Here is a 17,740-nt window from a genome sequence, read left to right on the forward strand (position 1 = left end):
GCGCGTGGCCGTGAAGACCCTGAAGAGGCGCGTGGCCGTGGTCACCGCACTAGCCCTCGTCGCCGCGCTCACCTACGTGCTGTGGCCGCGCTCCGAGCCCGTGCACGTCACCGCGTACTTCCCGCGCACCGTCGGCATCTACCCCGGCTCGGACGTCCGCGTCCTCGGCGTCCGGATCGGCGAGGTCGAGAAGATCACGCCGGAGGGCGACCGGGTGCGGGTGGAGCTGACGTACGACGAAGGCCGCAAGGTCCCGGCGGACGCCAAGGCCGCGATCATCAACTCCTCGGTGGTCAGCGACCGTTACGTGCAGCTGCTGCCGGTGTACCGCAAGGGCCCGGTGCTACGGGACGGTGACGTCATCCCCGAGACGCGGACGGCCGTGCCGGTCGAGCTGGACCGCATCTTCGACAGTCTGCACACGACGGCCGACGCGCTCGGCCCCAAGGGCGCCAACAAGGACGGCTCGCTGTCGCGGCTGCTCGGGGTGAGCGCGGACAACCTCGACGGCCAGGGCGAGAACCTCAACCAGACGGTCGAGGACCTCTCGCAGGCCGTCACCACGCTGTCGGACGGCCGCTCGGACCTCTTCGGCACGGTACGGAACCTGCAGGTGTTCACGGCGGCGCTGGCCGCGGACGACAAGAGCGTGCGGTCGTTCAACACCAGCCTCGCCGAGGTCGTCGGACAGCTCGCGGGCGAGCGCAAGGACCTCGCGGACGCGCTCAAGAACCTGGGGACGGCGCTCGGCGACGTGTCCGCCTTCGTGAAGAACAACAAGAAGTCGCTGACCTCGAACGTGAAGGGCCTCAGCAAGGTGACCAAGGTGCTCGTCACCCAACGGGCCGCGCTGGCCGAGCTGTTGGAGGTCGCTCCCACGGGTCTGTCGAACCTGAACAACGCCTACAACCCGTCCTCGGGCACCCTCGACACCCGCAACAACGCCCAGCAGGCACAGGATCCGGCCTCGCTGCTGTGCTCCGTACTGAGGACGACCGGCGACGAAGGCGGCAAGAACCCCGACTGCAAGGAGCTGAAGGACCTCTTCGACTCCCTGCCCAAGGTGCCTCAGGGCTCCGCGGTGACGGGAACCGTCGACCGGACGCTCGGCGGAATTCTGGGGGCGAGCGCATGAGCGCACTGCGCAAGGTCGGCGCGCTCGCGTGGGCCGCGGTCGGCTCGCTGCTGCTGTCCGGCTGCGAGTTCAACGGCTGGTACGACGTCCAGCTGCCCGGCGGAGCCGCCGCCGACGGCCACGCGTACCACGTCACCGTCGAGTTCCGCGACGTCCTCGACCTGGTGCCGCAGTCGGCGGTGAAGGTCAACAACGTCACGGTGGGCGCGGTCGAGAAGGTGGAACTCGACGGCTGGCACGCGCGCGTACAGCTGCGGGTCGCCGACTCGGTGAAGCTGCCGGCCAACGCGGTCGCAGAGCTGCGGCAGACCAGCATGCTCGGCGAGAAGTACGTCGCGCTCTCCGCCCCGTCCGGAACGGCCCCGGTGGGCCGGCTCGGCGACGGCGACCGCATCCCGCTGTCCCGCAGCGGCCGCAACCCGGAGATCGAGGAGGTGCTGTCCGCGCTGTCCGCGCTGCTCAACGGCGGCGGAGTGGCCCAGCTCAAGACGATCACCGTGGAGCTGAACAAGGCCCTGGACGGCCGGGAGAACCGGGTCAGATCGCTGCTCAAGGAGCTGAACACGTTCATCGGCGGTCTGGACGACCAGCGGAAGGACATCGTCCACGCCCTCGAGGCCGTCGACCGGCTCGCGGGGCGGCTCGGCAAGGAGAAGAAGACGATCGCCCAGGCCGTCGACACGATGCCACCCGCCCTGAAAGTCCTCGCCGACCAACGGCGCGATCTGACGAGGATGCTCACCGCCCTGTCGAAGCTCGGCAAGACGGGCACCAAGGTGGTCAACGCCTCGCACGACGACACGGTCGCGAACCTCAAACAACTGCGGCCGATCCTTCAGCAGCTGAACAAGGCGGGCGCCGATCTTCCCAACTCCCTTGAGCTGCTGACCACTTACCCGTTCCCGCGCAACGTCACGGGCGCCATCAAGGGGGACTACGTCAACCTCGACATCACCGCGGATCTGGACCTGGCCGGCATCTACGGGAACGTGACGGACGGCAACTCCCGCCGGGGCAAGGGCGATTCCCAGAAGCCTGACACACCCGACGTACCGGATCTCCCCGATCTCCCCGATCTCCCGAGCGTGCCGACACCCACAGCGCTGCCGAGCACACCGAGCCTGCCGTCGTCCCCCTCGGTGCCGTCGGCCCCGTCGGCCCCGTCGGCCTCGTCGGGCGGCGGCGGTCCGCTGTGCCCGCCGGTGTGCACCAGCAGCTACACCACCCAAGGCGGGCTGCCCGAGGGGATCAACCTCGCGCTCGCGGAGCTGATGCTGAAGGGGGTTCAGCCGTGATCACCCGTACGGTCAAGGCCCAACTCCTGGCCTTCGCCACCGTCACCGCCGTCGGGGTGTCGTACGTCGGCGCCGAGTACACCGGCCTGGTGGACGACGTCCTGGGCCGCGGCTACACCGTGCGGGCGGACTTCGCCGACTCCGGGGGCATCTTCCCCGGCGCCGAGGTCACCTACCGCGGGGTGCCGGTGGGCCGCGTCGGCACGCTGGGGCTGACCGGCTCCGACGGCGTCTCGGTCTCCCTCGACATCAAGGACGGCGCTCCGCGCATCCCGGCGGACACGCTCGCCGTGGTGGCGAACCGTTCGGCGGTGGGCGAGCAGTACGTAGATCTACAGCCGCGTAGTTCGCATGGCCCCTATCTCCTCGACGGCAGCGCCATCCCGCGCGGCAGCACCCGCGTGCCGCTGCCCACGACGGACCTGGTCCTCAGCCTGGACCGGCTGGTGAACTCGGTCGGCAAGGACGATCTGCGGGTCACCGTCGACGAGTTGGGCAAGGCCTTCTCGGGCACCGGCCCGAACCTGAGCCGGCTGGTGGACTCGGGCAACGCGCTCGTCGAGTCGGCCTCCGAGTCACTCCCCCAGACCATCTCGCTGATCGAGGACTCGCGAAAGGTCCTCAAGACGCAGGCCGACCAGGGCTCGTCCATCAAGTCGTTCGCGCACGATCTGGCGGCCCTCAGCGCGCAGTTGAAGTCGAGCGACGGGGACCTGCGCAAGCTGATCGGCAACGCGACGCCGGCCGCGCAGCAGGTGAACTCTCTGCTGAAGTCCACCGGGCCACAGCTGTCGGTCCTGCTGGCCAATCTGATCAGCGGCGGCCAGGTCACGGTGGCCCGCCTGCCCGGCGTGGAGCAGTCCCTTGTCACCTTGCCGGCGCTGGTCGCGGGCAGCTACACGGTCGTCCCGGGCGACGGCACCACCCACTTCGGCCTGGTGGTGAATGCCGACGACCCGCCGGCGTGCACCCAGGGGTACGGGACGACGCGGCGCGACCCCTCGAACACCAGCACGCGCGAGGCGAACACCGACGCGCGCTGCACGGCCCCGCGCGGAAGCAAGACGTCGGTGCGGGGCGCGCAGAACGCCCCCGGCGCGTCGACCGCTTCCGGCGGCGCGAACCAGACGGCGTACGGCACGCCGTACATCACGCCTTACGACCCGGAGACCGGCACCGCGACCGGCCCGGACGGAAGGCCCGTCGAGATCGGCTCGACGGGCGGCCAACAGACGGTGTTCGGAAAGGAGTCGTGGCAATGGCTGCTAGTCGGACCGATGGCATGAGCGGGGCCATGAGCAGGACCGTGAGCGGGGCCCTGTCGGGAAGGGCCTCGGCGGGCAGGGCCCTGTCGCGCAGGGCGTGGTCGGTGGGACTGGTGGTGGCGACCGTCCTCACCACCGCGCTGACGATCTGGCTGAGCCTCCGGGTCTACGACCAGCGCGAGGCCGAGCAGCGGCGCCAGGACATCCTGTCCGCGGCCCGCCAGTCGGCGCTTAACTTCACCTCGCTCGACTACCGGCACTACGACCGGGACAGCGCGAACGTCCTCGAGGGCGCCACCGGCGACTTCAAGAAGCAGTTCGCCGCGCAGACCGAGCAGTTGACCAAGCTCGTCGCCGCGAACGAGTCCGTGTCCGAGGGCCAGGTCCTCGACGCGGGCATCGTCCGCTCCGACGAGCACTCGGCCCGCGTTCTGGTGGTCGCCGACAGCAAGGTCACCAACACCGCCGCGCCCAAGGGCGAGGCGCGCACCTACCGGCTGCAGCTCGACCTGGTGCACCGGGACGGCCGCTGGCTGACCTCGGACGTCGAGTTCGTCGGCTGACCGCGCCCTGACCGCCGTACGCCCATGAGGACTTGAGGAGCAAGACCGTGACGAAGACGACCACCCGAAGCCGCGGCTCCGGTTCCGGATCCGGCACCCGGCGCACCATCACCGCGGCCGCCCGCGCGGCGGCCAAGCGCGCGGAGCGCGGCCACCACGAACCGGACCCGGTGGCCGCCGACGAGGACGCCCCGGAGCGACCCGAGGCACCGACCGCCGGCCGCACCGTGCTCATCGAGGCCCCGGCGGAGGACGGCTGGGACGATCCGCCCGAGCCCTCGCCGGAGTGCTTCGAGGAGGACCCACCGCAAGAGGAAGACGAGCCCGGCCCCGGTACGGCTACGCGGCACGGTCGGCGGCGGCTGCTCGCCGCCGCCCTGTGTGTCCTGCTCCTGGCGGGCCTGGTCGCGGCCACCGTTCTCGGGTGGCGCTACCGGGAGGGCCTGCGGGCCGAACAGGCACGCGGTCAGGCACTCGCGGCCGCAGGCAAGGCGGCGCCAGTCGTGCTGTCGTACGACTACAGGCACCTGGACCGCGACTTCGCCGCGGCCCGCGCCCGGCTCACCGGGCACTTCCGCGACGAGTACCGGAAGACCACCACGACGGTGGTCGGGCCGACGGCCAGGAAGTACCACGGGGTGGTGAAGGCCACGGTGGCGCAGCCCACCGGCGGCTCCCCGGCGGCCTCCGTGATCTCGGCCTCGGCCGACCGGGCCGTGGTCCTCCTCTTCGTCAACCAGGTGACCACGAGCACCCAGGTCTCGGGCTCCCGCGTGGACCTGAACCGGGTGCGGATGACGGTGGCCCTTACGTCCGACGGCTGGAGGGTGAGCGGGGTCGACGCGCTCTGACGTCTGCTTCTTCCGGGGGCTAAAGGGCGGACCAGGCGGGTCGCATGCCGGGGACGGCTGCGCGATTCGTGGATGCGGCCTCTGAGCTGTGCGGACGTTTCGCGTGACCAGAGGCGGTGCAGATGGCGTGCACTGCACGGGCCTGTTCGGCGAGGGTGAGCCACTCCGGCGAGCGCCCCGATCGCGGGCACCGCCTGCCCTGCCTGGTCGGCGTAGGCGGGGGCATCGGCGTACTCGACGTACCGCTCGATGAGAGGCGGGACGGTGAACGCGGCCGCTTATTTGCGCGCACCTCGACGTAAATCTGGACCAACTGACGGGGTTCATCGAGACGGTGGCCGGGCAGCTGGAAGCACTTCGCACAATGCACCCCCGGCTCGCCGCCGCCCGCGCCGAATGGGCCGCGCGGACCGACACGATCCCCGGCGCCGAGACCGCGTAACGGAAGGGGCCTCCGACGCAGGTCAGAGGCCCTTTCCGAGGCAAAGCCGCAGGTGGCGGCAGACAGTCGGGCTGCACGCCGGGTACTGTCGCCCTCCCGGCACAATCGACCGGGCACACCCGGACGGTCCGATGGTGCACGTACAACGGCAAGTAGTCCACGACGGCTCGCTCCTGGCATACGGCCTCCCCAAGGGCGGGAACGACGAGGACCCGAAGGACCGGTGGGTCGAACTGACCGACGACGTGGCCATCCCCTTGCGCGAGCACATGGAGAAGTAAGAGGAGTTCCGGGACATCTGAGGACGGGCCCCGGCTCGGGCGACGGAGTCCGGGCGACGGCTCGCGGACGGTCGTTCTCGTACGACGTCCCGCCCAGCCGCGTCCGAAGCGACCGGCCGGGGCGCCGGCGGGAGGCCTGTCCCGGTCCTCCGGCGCCCCGGCCGCGGCGGGTCAGGGCTTGGTCAGCGTGATCGCCTGCTGCTGGGTCGCGTGGAAGAACGGGAGCGGCAGGCCGCCCTCGGGACGCAGTTCCATCAGGGTGGCCTCGACGTGGGCCGCGCCCGGCTTGAGCGCGTCCGGCGAGGACATTCCCGTGTTCTCCCACTTGTGCTCGGCTCCGTCGCACACCGCGCGGGTGCCGCCGATGCCGTGCCGGACCGTCGGGGAACTCTGGTCGACGGCGGTGCTCACGAACACCGGGCCTGTGGCGTCGGTGCAGCGGTAGGTGCCGGAGAGGGTGACGGTGCCGTCCGGAGCGATGGTGCCGGTCTTGGCGACCGTCAGCGTCTCGAGCGGGGCCGAGGCCGCCGGGGTCGAAGGCACGGCGGCGAGCAGGAGCAGCGCGGCAACGGCGGTGGCGGTACTGAGGGCGGGGCGCAGGGCCATGGACAGGGTCATGGGGGGATCTCCCGGTCGGACGGAAATGGGGCTTCCACTCGTACCTGGCCCATGGGTCCGCGGCCGTGACCGTCACTCCTTCGGTGGCGAGTCCGCATCGGCCGTCGTGGAACCGTCCCCGTCATGTCCGCGTGTTGTCACGCTTGGCCGCAGACGGTTCCGGTGAGTTCGTGCGGGGGGCATGGTCTCTTCATGGAGACCCGTACGGGTTTTCCCACCGACGTGGAGGTGCGCCATGTGTGCCCACCAGCCTTTGTGCCCCGCAGCCGACGCGAGCGCTCCGCACGTCGTCGCCGCCCACCCCGAGCAGGGCTGGAACCTGCTCTGCAACGGCGCGATCGTCTTCGACGACACCGGCGAGCTGCTGCCCGACGGCCGGATCGTCGCGCCGCACCGGGTGCCCGCCGAACGACTGACGATCGCCGCCTGATCCAGCCCGGCTGCGGCGAGCGGGCTACGGCAGCACCGCGAAGCCGTCGAGTTCGATCATCGCCCGCTCGTCCCAGAGGCGTACGACCTCGACGACCGCCATGGCCGGATAGTCCCGTCCCGCCAAGCGGCGCCAGATACGGCCGAGTTCGGGAGCGTGATGGCGGTAGGCGGCGACGTCCGTGGCGTAGACGGTGACCCGGGCGAGGTCGGCGGGGGTGCCGTCGGCCGCTCGCAGGGCCGTGAGGAGATTGACGAGGGCCCGCTCGAACTGCAGGGGCAGCGTCTCGCCGACCACCTCGCCGGCGGCGTCGAGGGCGGTCTGGCCGGCCAGGAACACGACGCGGGATCCGGTGGCGACGACCGCGTGGGAGAAGCCGGCGGGCGGCGCGAGTTCGGGTGGGTTCAGCCGCTCGGCGGTCACTTCTGTGCCTCCTGCTCCGCGTACAACTCCCGTGCGATGATGCCTCGTTGGACCTCGCTGGCTCCCTCGTAGATGCGTGGGGCGCGTACCTCGCGGTAGAGGTGTTCGAGGAGGTGGCCGCGGCGCAGGGCGCGGGCGCCGTGCAGTTGGACGGCCGCGTCGACGACGTACTGCGCGGTCTCGGTCGCCAGCAGTTTCGCCATCGCGGCGCGCTTCGGGACGTCGGGGGCTCCCTCGTCGTACGCCGTCGCCGCCGCGTACACCATGAGGCGGGCCGCCTCTGTGCGCAGCGCCATCTCGGCGACCTTGTGCGCGACGGTCTGCTGGTCCTTGAGCTTGCCCCCGAACGCGTCCCGCCCGGCGGTGTGCGCGAGGGTCGCGTCCAGCGCCGCCTGCGCCATGCCGACCGCGAAGGCGCCGACGCTGGGCCGGAAGAGGTTGAGGGTGCCCATCGCGACCCGGAAGCCGCGGTCGACCTCTCCGAGGACGTCGTCGGCCGTCACCGGTACGGCGTCCAGGTGGAGGGCGCCGATGGGGTGCGGGGAGAGCATGTCCAGCGCCCTGCCGCTCAGGCCCGGCCGGTCGGCGGGCAGGAGGAAGGCGGTCACACCTCGGGCGCCGGCACCCTGGGTCGTACGGGCGAAGACGGTGTAGAAGTCGGCCTCGGGGGCGTTGGAGATCCAGCACTTTTCGCCGGTCAGCCGCCAGCGGGCCGGGCCGTCGGGCTCGGCGGCCGGGGCAGCGGTGCCGGGAGCAGCCGCCCCTGGAGCAGCTGCCCGGGGAGGGTCCTCCACGGCACCCGATGAGCGATCGGATGGGGAATCCGGCGGGGTGTCCGACAGGACGTCCGGGGGCGGGGCATCCGCGCCTGGGCCGCCTGCGCCCCTGGTGTTCTCCGCCTCCGCCCGTAGCGCGAGTGCCGCCGCGTCCGATCCGGCTCCCGGCTCGCTCAGCGCGAACGCCGCCACCGCGGTGCCGTCCGTCACGCGGGGCAGCCAGCGGGCGCGTTGGGCCGGGGTGCCGTGGGCGTGCACCGGATGGGCGCCCAGGCCCTGGAGGGCGAGGGCGGTCTCGGCCTCGGTGCAGGTGTGGGCGAGGGACTCCCGCAGCAGACAGAGGTCGACCGCGCCGGAGGTGAACAGGCGGGCCAGCAGGCCCAGTCGGCCGAGTTCGGCGACCAGTGGGCGGTTGACGTGACCCGGTTCGCCTTTCTCCGCGAGGGGGCGCAGCCGGTCCGCGGCCAGGGCGCGCAGCCGGGCACGCCGGGCGATCTGTTCCGGTTCGAGCGAGAATGCGGGCATCGCCGGTCCTCTCTCCCCGTGGCGGTACGGCCACTCCCCCGACGATATCGCGTACCGTTGACGTCCGTCACCAACGCGATACGCTGCTTGCGCGAGCCCACCATGACGCCCACCAGGCAAGGGGGCGAACCGCCATGAACGTCTCGGCCCACGTCGACACCTTCGCGCGCGACCACCTCCCGCCACCGGACCAGTGGCCCGAGCTCCGCTTCGACCTGCCGGAGCTGCGCTACCCCGACCGGCTGAACTGTGCCGCCGAACTGCTCCACGGCCCGCCCGACGACCGCCCGGTGTTCCACACCCCGTCCGGCCCCACATGGACGTACGGCACACTCCGCGCCCGGGTCGACCGCCTCGCGCACCTGCTCGCCGTTGACCTCGGCGTCGTACCCGGCAACCGGGTGCTGCTGCGCGGCCCCACGACCCCGTGGCTGGCGGCGTGCTGGCTGGCGGTGCTCAAGGTGGGCGCGGTCGCCGTCACCGTGCTGGCCCAGCAGCGCCCGCACGAACTGAGCACGATGTGCGAGATCGCCCGGGTACGGCACGCGCTGTGCGACGTCCGGGCCGTCGACGACCTCGCCAAGGCCGAGATACCGGGGCTGCGGATCGCGACGTACGGCGGTGACGCCCCCGACGACCTGCTCCGCCGCCCCGCGCCCGGCACGCCGTACCCCGCCGTGGCCACCGCGGCCGACGACGTGGCATTGATCGCCTTCACCTCCGGCACGACCGGCCGCCCGAAGGGCTGTATGCACTTCCACCGGGATGTGCTGGCGACCGCCGACACCTTCTCGGCACACGTGCTCGCGCCCCATGTGGACGACGTCTTCGCCGGCAGCCCCCCGCTCGGTTTCACCTTCGGCCTCGGCGGGCTCGTGATCTTCCCGCTGCGGGCCGGCGCCAGCGCCCTGCTCCTCGAACAGGCCGGCCCCGGCCAGTTGTTGCCGGCGATCGCCGAGCACCGGGTCTCCGTGCTGTTCACCGCGCCGACGGCCTACCGCGCGATGCTCGACGAGCTGGACGCCCACGACACCTCCTCGCTGCGCCGCTGCGTGTCCGCCGGCGAGAACCTGCCCGCCGCCACCTGGCGTGCCTGGCACGAGCGGACCGGACTGCGCATCATCAACGGCATCGGCGCCACCGAACTGCTGCACATCTTCATCTCCGCGGCGGACGAGCGCATCCGGCCCGGGACGACGGGGGTTCCCGTGCCCGGGTGGGACGCGCGCGTGCAGGACCGGAACGGCGAACCGGCACCGGACGGCGAGCCCGGGCTGCTCGCCGTCCGCGGTCCGGTCGGCTGCCGGTACCTCGCCGATCCCCGGCAGCGCGGGTACGTCCGAGACGGCTGGAACATCACCGGAGACACCTATGTCCGGGAGAGCGACGGCTACTTCCGCTACGTCGCCCGCGCCGACGACATGATCATCTCGGCCGGGTACAACATCGCGGGGCCCGAGGTCGAGGAGGCGCTGCTGCGCCACCCGGACGTGGTCGAGGCGGCGGTGGTGGGGCGGCCCGACGAGGCGCGCGGGCAGGTGGTCGTGGCCTTCGCGGTGCTGCGGGAGGGCGCGCGGCGGGACACCGAGGCGTTGCGCGCCTTCGTGAAGGCGGAGCTGGCGCCCTACAAGTGTCCCCGCGAGATCGTGTTCCTTGACGCGCTGCCGCGCACGGCGACCGGCAAGTTGCAGCGGTTCAGGTTGCGGACCGATGGTGACCAGCAGTGATGCCGACGACCTAAGATGATCAACGTGTCCGACCAGCATGCACCACGGTCTCTCATCGTCACGCTCTACGGCGCGTACGGCCGCTTCGTGCCCGGCCCGGTGCCCGTCGCCGAGCTGATCCGACTGCTGGCCGCGGTCGGTGTGGACGCGCCCTCCGTCCGCTCGTCGGTCTCCCGGCTGAAGCGGCGCGGGCTGCTCGCGCCCGCTCGTACGGCGCAGGGTGCGGCCGGCTACGAACTGTCGCCGGACGCCCGCCAGTTGCTCGAGGACGGCGACCGGCGCGTCTACGCCACGGCGTCACCCGAGGACGAGGGCTGGGTGCTCGCGGTGTTCTCCGTGCCCGAGTCCGAGCGCCAGAAGCGGCACGTGCTGCGTTCGCGCCTCGCGGGGCTCGGCTTCGGCACGGCGGCGCCCGGGGTGTGGATCGCCCCGGCCCGGCTGCACGAGGAGACCCGGCACACCCTCCAGCGGCTGCGGCTCGACCCGTACGTCGACTTCTTCCGCGGCGAGCACCTCGGCTTCGCGGCGACCGGGGAGGCGGTCGCCCGCTGGTGGGACCTGGCCGCGATCGCCAAGGAGCACGAGGCGTTCCTCGACCGCCACGCGCGCGTGCTGCGCGACTGGGAGCAGCGGTCGGACACCCCGCCCGAGGACGCCTACCGCGACTACCTCCTCGCCCTGGACTCCTGGCGTCACCTCCCCTACACCGACCCCGGGCTGCCCGCCCACCTGCTGCCCGAGGACTGGCCGGGAGCCCGCTCGGCCGCCGTGTTCCGGGGGCTGCACGAACGGCTGCGGGACGCGGGGGCGGCCTTCGTGGGGTCCTGACCGTCACCTGCCCGATGTCCTCAAGTACCCAGCTTCAGGCGGGGTTTGGGGGCGTCCGTGCGTCCTGTCCGGGGCCGGCGGCTGCCCGCCCGGTACGGCATCGGCCAGACGACGCCCGGCCCCTCGTAGCCTTGTTCGGCCGCCGCGTGCAGCGTCCACTGGGGGTCGTAGAGGTGCGGGCGGCCGAGCGCGCACAGGTCCGCGCGTCCGGCCAGGATCAGCGAGTTGACGTCGTCCCAGGAGGAGATCGCGCCGACCGTGATCACCGGTGTGCCGGTCGCCCGGCGGATACGGTCCGCGAAGGGCGCCTGGTACGACCGCCCGAACTCCGGGCGTTCCTCGGCCACGACCTGCCCGGTGGACACGTCGATCGCGTCGGCGCCGTGCGCGGCGAAGGCCCGGGCGATCTCGACGGCGTCCTCGGCGGTGGTCCCGCCGTCGGCCCAGTCGGTGGCGGAGACGCGGACCGTCATGGGTTTCTCCTGCGGCCACACGCCCCGCACGGCGTCGAAGACCTCCAGGGGGAAGCGGAGGCGGTGCGCGAGCGGGCCGCCGTAGGCGTCGGTACGCCGGTTGGTCAGCGGGGAGAGGAAGCCGGAGAGCAGGTAGCCGTGCGCGCAGTGCAGTTCGAGGAGGTCGAAGCCGGCCAGCGCCGCCCGCCGGGCGGCCGCCGTGAACTGTTCGCGCAGATCGGTGAGTTGGGCGCGGGAGAGCTCGCGTGGGGTCTGGCTGCCCGGTCTGTACGGGATCGGGGAGGCGGCCACGAGCGGCCAGGCACCCTCCGTGAGGGGCTCGTCCATGCCCTCCCACATCAGCTTGGTCGAGCCCTTGCGTCCGCTGTGGCCGAGCTGCACGCCGATCGCGGTGCCCGGCGCCCGGGTGTGCACGAAGTCGGTGATCCGTTTCCAGGCACGGGCCTGCCCGCCGGTGTAGAGGCCGGTGCAGCCGGGGGTGATCCGGCCCTCCGCGCTCACGCACACCATCTCGGTCATCACGAGTCCGGCGCCGCCGAGGGCCCGTGCGCCGAGGTGGACGAGGTGGAAGTCGCCGGGGAGGCCGTCCTCGGCCGAGTACATGTCCATCGGGGAGACCACGACCCGGTTGCGCAGGGTCAGGTCGCGCAGCCGGAACGGCGTGAACATCGGGGGTGTGCCGGGCGGGCAGCCGAACTCCCGCTCCACGGCCTCGGTGAAGTGCGGGTCGCGCAGACGCAGGTTGTCATGGGTGACACGGCGGCTGCGGGTGAGCAGGTCGAAGGCGAACTGGCGGGGCGGCCGGCCGAGGTACCGGTCCAGGTCCTCGAACCACTCCAGGCTGGCACGGGCGGCCCGCTGGGTGGAGGCGACGACCGGGCGCCGCTCGGCCTCGTAGGCGGCCGCCGCGGCCTCCAGGGAGGGCTGTTCCTCCAGGCAGGCGGCCAGGGCGAGGGCGTCCTCGACGGCGAGCTTGGTGCCGGAGCCGATGGAGAAGTGGGCGGTGTGGGCGGCGTCGCCGAGCAGGACGACGTTGCCGTGCGACCAGCGCTCGTTGACCACCGTGCGGAAGGTGGTCCAGGCCGACCGGTGGGCCCGCAGGGGCCGGCCGCCGAGCGCGTCCGCGAAGATCTTGGCGCAGCGCTCGACCGAGTCCTGCGTACTGCCGGAAGCCCCCGCGCCCGGGGCCCCGTCCTCCGGTTCTCCGAAACCGGCCGCGCGCCACACCTCCTCCCGCATCTCGATGATCACGGTCGAGGCGCCGGAGCGACCCGGCGGCCCGGAGGGGCTCGTCACGGGGTGGTGTTCGGGCGACGGGCGGGCGTACGGATAGCCGTGCAGCTGCATCACGCCGTACTCGGTCTCGGCGATCTCGAAGCGGAAGGCGTCGAAGGCGAAGTCCGCGGCCAGCCAGATGTAGCGGCAGCGGTGGCTGACCACATGGGGCCGGAACACATGGGCGTAGGCCTCACGGGTGGCGCTGTGCACACCGTCGGCGGCGATGACGAGGTCGTAGGACTCCGCGAGCCGGGCCGGGTCTGGCGCCTCGGAGCGGAAGCGCAGCTCGACGCCCAGGGATCGGCAGCGCTCGTGCAGGATCTCCAGGAGCCGCCGTCGGCCGAGGGCGGCGAAGCCGTGGCCGCCGGAGGTGTGGCGCACACCCCGGTGCACCACGTCGATGTCGTCCCAGCGCACGAACTCGGCCCGCAGTGCCTCGTACACCACCGGGTCGGCGTGCTCGATGCCGCCGAGGGTCTCGTCGGACAGCACGACGCCGAATCCGAAGGTGTCGTCGGACGCGTTGCGCTCCCAGACGGTGATCTCGCGGGCGGGGTCGAGGCGTTTGAGGAGGGCGGCGGCGTACAGACCACCGGGGCCGCCGCCGACGACCGCCACGCGCAGGGGCCGCCCGCTCCGGCCACCGGTTTTCACGCACGGGGGCCGCCCGGCCTGGCCCTCACCCTCACCCTCGGCGGTGCCCCGCATGGCTACCTCCCCCGCCATTTCGGCGGTCGCTTCGCCGTGAAGGCGGCGTGGAACTCGGCGTAGTCCTCGCCGTTCATCAGCAGCGCCTGGGTCGCGGCGTCCAGTTCGACCGCGGCCGCGAGCGGCATGTCCAGTTCGGCGGTGAGCAGGGCCTTGGTCTGGGCGTGGGCGAGGGCCGGCCCCTCGGCCAGGCGGCGGGCCAGTTCCTGGGAGCGCTCGTCGGCGCGGCCCTCGTCCGTCAGTTCGCTGATCAGGCCGATCCGCTCGGCCTCGGGCGCGCGAACCGGCTCGCCCAGCATCAGGAGCCGGGTGGCGTGGCCGAGTCCGACGACCCGGGGCAGCAGGTAGGCGGCGCCCATGTCGCCGCCGGACAGGCCGACCCGGGTGAACAGGAAGGCGAAACGGGCACTGGGGTCGGCGACCCGGAAGTCCGCGGCCAGGGCGAGGACCGCGCCCGCGCCGGCCGCCACCCCGTGCACAGCCGCGATCACCGGGAACGGGCACTCCCGTACGGCCCGCACCACCTGCCCGGTCATCCGGTTGAAGTCGAGGAGCTGAGCGGTGTCCATGGAGAGGGTGGCGCCGATGATCTCGTCCACGTCGCCGCCGGAGCAGAAGCCGCGTCCCTCGCCGGCCAGCACCAGGGCCCGGACGGACCTCTCGCGTGACAGCTCGGCGAGCAGGTCGCGCAGGTCGGCGTAGGCGCCGAAGGTGAGGGCGTTGAGCTTGTCGGGGCGGGCGAGGGTGACCGTGGCGACGCCGTCGGCGAGGTCGAGGCGCAGGTGTCGCCAGCGTGGGGTGCGGGCGGCGGAACCGGCGAAGGGACTCATGACGTGCGGCCTCCTCGTGCGAGTGGCGGGCACTGCCTCGGTGAGCGGTGGTGAGCTGCCTTGTTCCCTCGGCCTCACGGAGGGCTCACCGGCCTCCACCCTTCGAAGTTATCACTCGTCCGTGACTGTCGTCACGACCACGCGATAGACCATCGGGGGGCGAACCGGGGCGCGGACGGGACCGCAGGGTGTCCCGATGTGATCGCGGCCCGTCACATCCGTCACGGCTCGTCGATAGACCGGTAACACCGGGAGCATCCGTGGGAGGTGGGCCGTTCATCCGGGTATGCCGCCTGCAACGGGGCCGAAGGCCCCCACGGCGCCTCCGTCGGACGGCGCCGTACCATTCATACGGTTGAAAGCAGGACAGCCTGCTCATGAACGGAACCGCCTTGCACGAACGCCCCTCCGCCTCCGCCTCCTGGCGCATCGCGCTGCCGCACACCGCCGCGGCCGTGCCGGTGGCGCGCGCCCTGGTGCGGACGGCGCTGGCCGAGCTGGACCACGGGTCGGACTGCGACACCGCGGAGCTTCTGACGGCGGAACTGGTCGCCAACGCCGTCGAGCACACCCACGGTGACGCGCCGATAGAGCTCGTGGTGGAGCTGCTGCCGTCCGGCTGCCAGGTGGAGGTGCACGACACGGACCCGGCACCGCCCGGGAACCTCACCCGCCCGGCGGGCGGGGAGCCCGACCCCTGGCAGGAGCACGGTCGCGGCCTGCTGCTGATCCGCGCCCTCAGCTCGTCCTGCGGGCACCGCCCCACCGACTCCGGCAAGGCGGTGTGGTTCCGCCTCCCGGTGGTCCCGCCGCAGCGACGTCCGGCGTGAGCCGCGCCGCTACCGGGCGAGGGTCGCCACCAGGATCGCCTTGATGGTGTGCAGCCGGTTCTCCGCCTCGTCGAAGACGACCGAGTGGGCCGACTCGAAGACCTCGTCGGTCACCTCCAGGGAGTCGAGGCCGTGGCTCTCGTGGATCTCGCGGCCGACCTTGGTGCCGAGGTCGTGGAAGGCCGGCAGGCAGTGCAGGAACTTGACGTCCGGGTTGCCGGTGGCGCGCAGGACGTCCATCGTCACGGCGTACGGGCCGAGGGCCTTGATCCGCTCGTCCCAGACGGCCTTGGGCTCGCCCATGGAGACCCAGACGTCGGTGGCGACGAAGTCGGCGTCGCGCACACCTTCCGCCACCGACTCGGTGAGCGTGACGACGGCCCCGCTGTCCTCGGCCAGCTTGCGCGCCCTCGCGACGACCTCGTCGGCCGGCCAGTAGGCCTCGGGGGCCACGATGCGCACGTCCATGCCCAGCAGCGCGCCGGTGATCAGGTACGAGTTGCCCATGTTGAAGCGGGCGTCGCCGAGGTACGCGAAGACGACACCGTCGGTGTCGATGTCCTTGTCGACGTGCTCGGTCATGGTGAGCACGTCGGCGAGCATCTGGGTGGGGTGCCAGTCGTCGGTGAGACCGTTGTAGACGGGCACACCTGCGTATGCCGCGAGCTCCTCGACGGCGGCCTGACTGTCCCCGCGGTACTCGATCGCGTCGAACATGCGGCCGAGGACCCGTGCGGTGTCCCGTACGGACTCCTTGTGCCCTATCTGCGAGCCGGAGGGGTCGAGGTAGGTCGTCGAGGCACCCTGGTCGGCGGCGGCGACCTCGAACGCGCAGCGCGTGCGGGTGGAGGTCTTCTCGAAGATCAGCGCGATGTTCCTGCCCCGCAGGTACTGCGTCTCGGTCCCGGCCTTCTTGGCGGCCTTCAGCTCGGCGGCCAGCTCGAGCAGACCGCGGAACTCCTCCGCGGTGAAGTCCAGCTCCTTGAGGAAGTGGCGGCCGGCGAGGGCGGTCGGGACAGTCGCCATGGGGGCGCTCCAGAGGTACAGGGACGAGGACGTCTGGAAGTCTATACGACCAGCTGAATTTCTATACACCCCGACCGGGGACGCCTTTCCACGGCCCCACAGCCGTGCCGCGGCCGTGCGCGGCTATACGGCGTCCCGTTCGACCGGGCAGCTCATACAGCGCGGTCCACCCCGGCCCCGCCCCAGCTCGCTGCCCGGGATCTCGATCACCTCGATGCCCTGCTTGCGCAGGTGGGTGTTGGTGGTGGCGTTGCGTTCGTAGGCGACCACGACACCCGGTTCCACGGCCAGCACGTTGCAGCCGTCGTCCCACTGCTCGCGCTCGGCCGCGTGCACGTCCTGGGTCGCGGTCAGCACGCGGATCTCGTTCAGTCCCAGCGCGGCGGCGATCGCGCGGTGCATGTGCTCCGGCGGGTGGTCGGTGACCTTCAGTTCCTTGTCGCCGACGCCCGGTTCGATGGTGTACGACCGCAGCATGCCGAGCCCCGCGTACTGGGTGAAGGTGTCGCCGTCGACCATGGTCATGACGGTGTCGAGGTGCATGAAGGCGCGCCGCTTGGGCATGTCCAGGGCCACGATCGTCCGCGCGGAGCCCGCGGCGAACAGCTTGTGCGCGAGCATCTCGACGGCCTGGGGGGTCGTGCGCTCGCTCATGCCGATGAGGACCGCGCCGCTGCCGATGACCAGCACGTCCCCGCCCTCGATGGTCGACGGGTAGACGGCCTGCCCCTCCGACCAGACGTTGAAGGACTGGTCGCGGAAGAGCGGGTGGTGGCGGTAGATCGCCTCGAAGTGCACGGTCTCGCGCTGGCGGGCCGGCCAGCGCATCGCGTTGATCGAGACGCCGTCGTATATCCAGGCGGAGGTGTCGCGGGTGAAGAGGTGGTTGGGGAGCGGGTCGAGCAGGAAGTCGTCGAGGTCCATGACGTGGAAGCGCACGGAGGTGGGCTCGGCGTGCGCGCCCAGGAACTCGCGCTTGGTCATCCCGCCGATCAGGGCCTCGGCCAGTTCCGCCGCGGGCAGGGTCTCGAACGCGGCCCTGAGGTGGTCGGTGGCGAGGGGGCCGTACTCCTTCTCGTCGAAGACGTGGTCCAGGACGAGCGAACGGGCCGCCGGCACCTCCATGGCCTCGGCGAGCAGGTCGCCGAAGAGATGGACGGCGACCCCGCGGTCGCGCAGCACGTCGGCGAACCCGTCGTGCTCGGCGCGCGCCCGGCGCACCCACAGCACGTCGTCGAAGAGCAGGGCGTCCTTGTTGCTGGGGGTGAGCCTTTTGAGCTCGAGGTCCGGCCGGTGCAGGATGACGCGGCGCAGCCGCCCGGTCTCGGAGTCGACGTGGAATCCCATGTCTCCATCCTGACCATCGATGCCCGGATTCACCCCCTGCTCTGGCGTTTCCCTTCCTTCTCTTTTCACCTCCCCCGCTTCTCGTCCCC

The 17,740-nt window shown here is 71.9% G+C and carries 17 protein-coding genes; 10 read left to right on the plus strand and 7 right to left on the minus strand.

Going from position 1 to position 17,740, the window contains the following annotated elements; translation table 11 throughout:
- The first annotated feature begins 31 nt into the window (after positions 1 to 31).
- The 6 genes from OG985_RS13840 (at position 32) to OG985_RS13865 (ending at position 5,832) form a co-directional block, all read left to right on the plus strand.
- A complete protein-coding gene (locus tag OG985_RS13840) occupies positions 32 to 1,135 on the plus strand; it encodes an MCE family protein (RefSeq protein WP_371674365.1) in 1,104 nt (367 codons plus the stop codon).
- A complete protein-coding gene (locus OG985_RS13845) occupies positions 1,132 to 2,430 on the plus strand; it encodes an MCE family protein (protein ID WP_371668624.1) in 1,299 nt (432 codons plus the stop codon). Before OG985_RS13840 ends, OG985_RS13845 begins: the two co-directional genes overlap by 4 nt.
- Complete coding sequence (locus OG985_RS13850) at positions 2,427 to 3,716, plus strand: MCE family protein (protein WP_371668625.1); 1,290 nt, start codon at positions 2,427 to 2,429, stop codon at positions 3,714 to 3,716. The genes OG985_RS13845 and OG985_RS13850 overlap by 4 nt, the downstream gene beginning before the upstream one ends.
- A gap of 8 nt (positions 3,717 to 3,724) precedes the next feature.
- Complete coding sequence (locus OG985_RS13855) at positions 3,725 to 4,258, plus strand: hypothetical protein (RefSeq protein ID WP_371668626.1); 534 nt, start codon at positions 3,725 to 3,727, stop codon at positions 4,256 to 4,258.
- Between the two features lie 47 nt (positions 4,259 to 4,305).
- On the plus strand, positions 4,306 to 5,109 hold the full coding sequence (locus tag OG985_RS13860) for a hypothetical protein (protein WP_371668627.1): 804 nt from the start codon (positions 4,306 to 4,308) through the stop codon (positions 5,107 to 5,109).
- Positions 5,110 to 5,682: 573 nt separating this feature from the next.
- The gene (locus OG985_RS13865) at positions 5,683 to 5,832 is read left to right on the plus strand and encodes a hypothetical protein (protein ID WP_371668628.1); all 150 of its coding nucleotides are present in this window, start codon (positions 5,683 to 5,685) and stop codon (positions 5,830 to 5,832) included.
- A gap of 171 nt (positions 5,833 to 6,003) precedes the next feature.
- On the opposite strand, the gene OG985_RS13870 is transcribed toward OG985_RS13865, so the two are convergent.
- Positions 6,004 to 6,438, minus strand: a complete 435-nt coding sequence (locus OG985_RS13870) for a DUF6299 family protein (RefSeq protein WP_371674366.1) — start codon at positions 6,436 to 6,438, stop codon at positions 6,004 to 6,006.
- A gap of 247 nt (positions 6,439 to 6,685) precedes the next feature.
- Between OG985_RS13870 and OG985_RS13875 the strand changes: the two genes are divergently transcribed.
- A complete protein-coding gene (locus OG985_RS13875) occupies positions 6,686 to 6,880 on the plus strand; it encodes a DUF5999 family protein (RefSeq protein ID WP_371668629.1) in 195 nt (64 codons plus the stop codon).
- Positions 6,881 to 6,904: 24 nt separating this feature from the next.
- On the opposite strand, the gene OG985_RS13880 is transcribed toward OG985_RS13875, so the two are convergent.
- Both OG985_RS13880 and OG985_RS13885 read right to left on the minus strand, forming a co-directional pair.
- A complete protein-coding gene (locus tag OG985_RS13880) occupies positions 6,905 to 7,303 on the minus strand; it encodes a RidA family protein (RefSeq protein WP_371668630.1) in 399 nt (132 codons plus the stop codon).
- Positions 7,300 to 8,604, minus strand: a complete 1,305-nt coding sequence (locus tag OG985_RS13885; RefSeq protein ID WP_371668631.1) for an acyl-CoA dehydrogenase family protein — start codon at positions 8,602 to 8,604, stop codon at positions 7,300 to 7,302. The genes OG985_RS13880 and OG985_RS13885 overlap by 4 nt, the downstream gene beginning before the upstream one ends.
- A 134-nt stretch (positions 8,605 to 8,738) precedes the next feature.
- On the opposite strand from OG985_RS13885, the gene OG985_RS13890 reads away from it, so the two are divergent.
- The gene (locus tag OG985_RS13890; RefSeq protein ID WP_371668632.1) at positions 8,739 to 10,331 is read left to right on the plus strand and encodes an AMP-binding protein; all 1,593 of its coding nucleotides are present in this window, start codon (positions 8,739 to 8,741) and stop codon (positions 10,329 to 10,331) included.
- A 15-nt stretch (positions 10,332 to 10,346) separates the two neighbouring features.
- A complete protein-coding gene (locus OG985_RS13895) occupies positions 10,347 to 11,159 on the plus strand; it encodes a PaaX family transcriptional regulator C-terminal domain-containing protein (protein ID WP_371668633.1) in 813 nt (270 codons plus the stop codon).
- Positions 11,160 to 11,179: 20 nt separating this feature from the next.
- Here OG985_RS13895 and OG985_RS13900 read toward each other — a convergent pair whose 3' ends face one another.
- A complete protein-coding gene (locus OG985_RS13900) occupies positions 11,180 to 13,636 on the minus strand; it encodes a bifunctional salicylyl-CoA 5-hydroxylase/oxidoreductase (RefSeq protein ID WP_371668634.1) in 2,457 nt (818 codons plus the stop codon).
- Positions 13,621 to 14,448, minus strand: a complete 828-nt coding sequence (locus tag OG985_RS13905) for an enoyl-CoA hydratase family protein (protein ID WP_371668635.1) — start codon at positions 14,446 to 14,448, stop codon at positions 13,621 to 13,623. The genes OG985_RS13900 and OG985_RS13905 overlap by 16 nt, the downstream gene beginning before the upstream one ends.
- Before the next feature lie 377 nt (positions 14,449 to 14,825).
- Between OG985_RS13905 and OG985_RS13910 the strand changes: the two genes are divergently transcribed.
- Complete coding sequence (locus tag OG985_RS13910) at positions 14,826 to 15,278, plus strand: ATP-binding protein (protein WP_371668636.1); 453 nt, start codon at positions 14,826 to 14,828, stop codon at positions 15,276 to 15,278.
- A gap of 9 nt (positions 15,279 to 15,287) precedes the next feature.
- Here OG985_RS13910 and argF read toward each other — a convergent pair whose 3' ends face one another.
- Both argF and OG985_RS13920 read right to left on the minus strand, forming a co-directional pair.
- Positions 15,288 to 16,304, minus strand: coding sequence for an ornithine carbamoyltransferase (argF, locus tag OG985_RS13915; RefSeq protein WP_371668637.1), 1,017 nt, complete (start codon positions 16,302 to 16,304; stop codon positions 15,288 to 15,290).
- Positions 16,305 to 16,427: 123 nt separating this feature from the next.
- Positions 16,428 to 17,651 carry an arginine deiminase gene (locus OG985_RS13920; RefSeq protein ID WP_371668638.1) on the minus strand — a complete coding sequence of 408 codons (1,224 nt, stop codon included), beginning with the start codon at positions 17,649 to 17,651 and terminating at the stop codon, positions 16,428 to 16,430.
- Positions 17,652 to 17,740: the final 89 nt, after the last annotated feature.

The organism is Streptomyces sp. NBC_00289 (assembly GCF_041435115.1).
Lineage (GTDB): Bacteria > Actinomycetota > Actinomycetes > Streptomycetales > Streptomycetaceae > Streptomyces.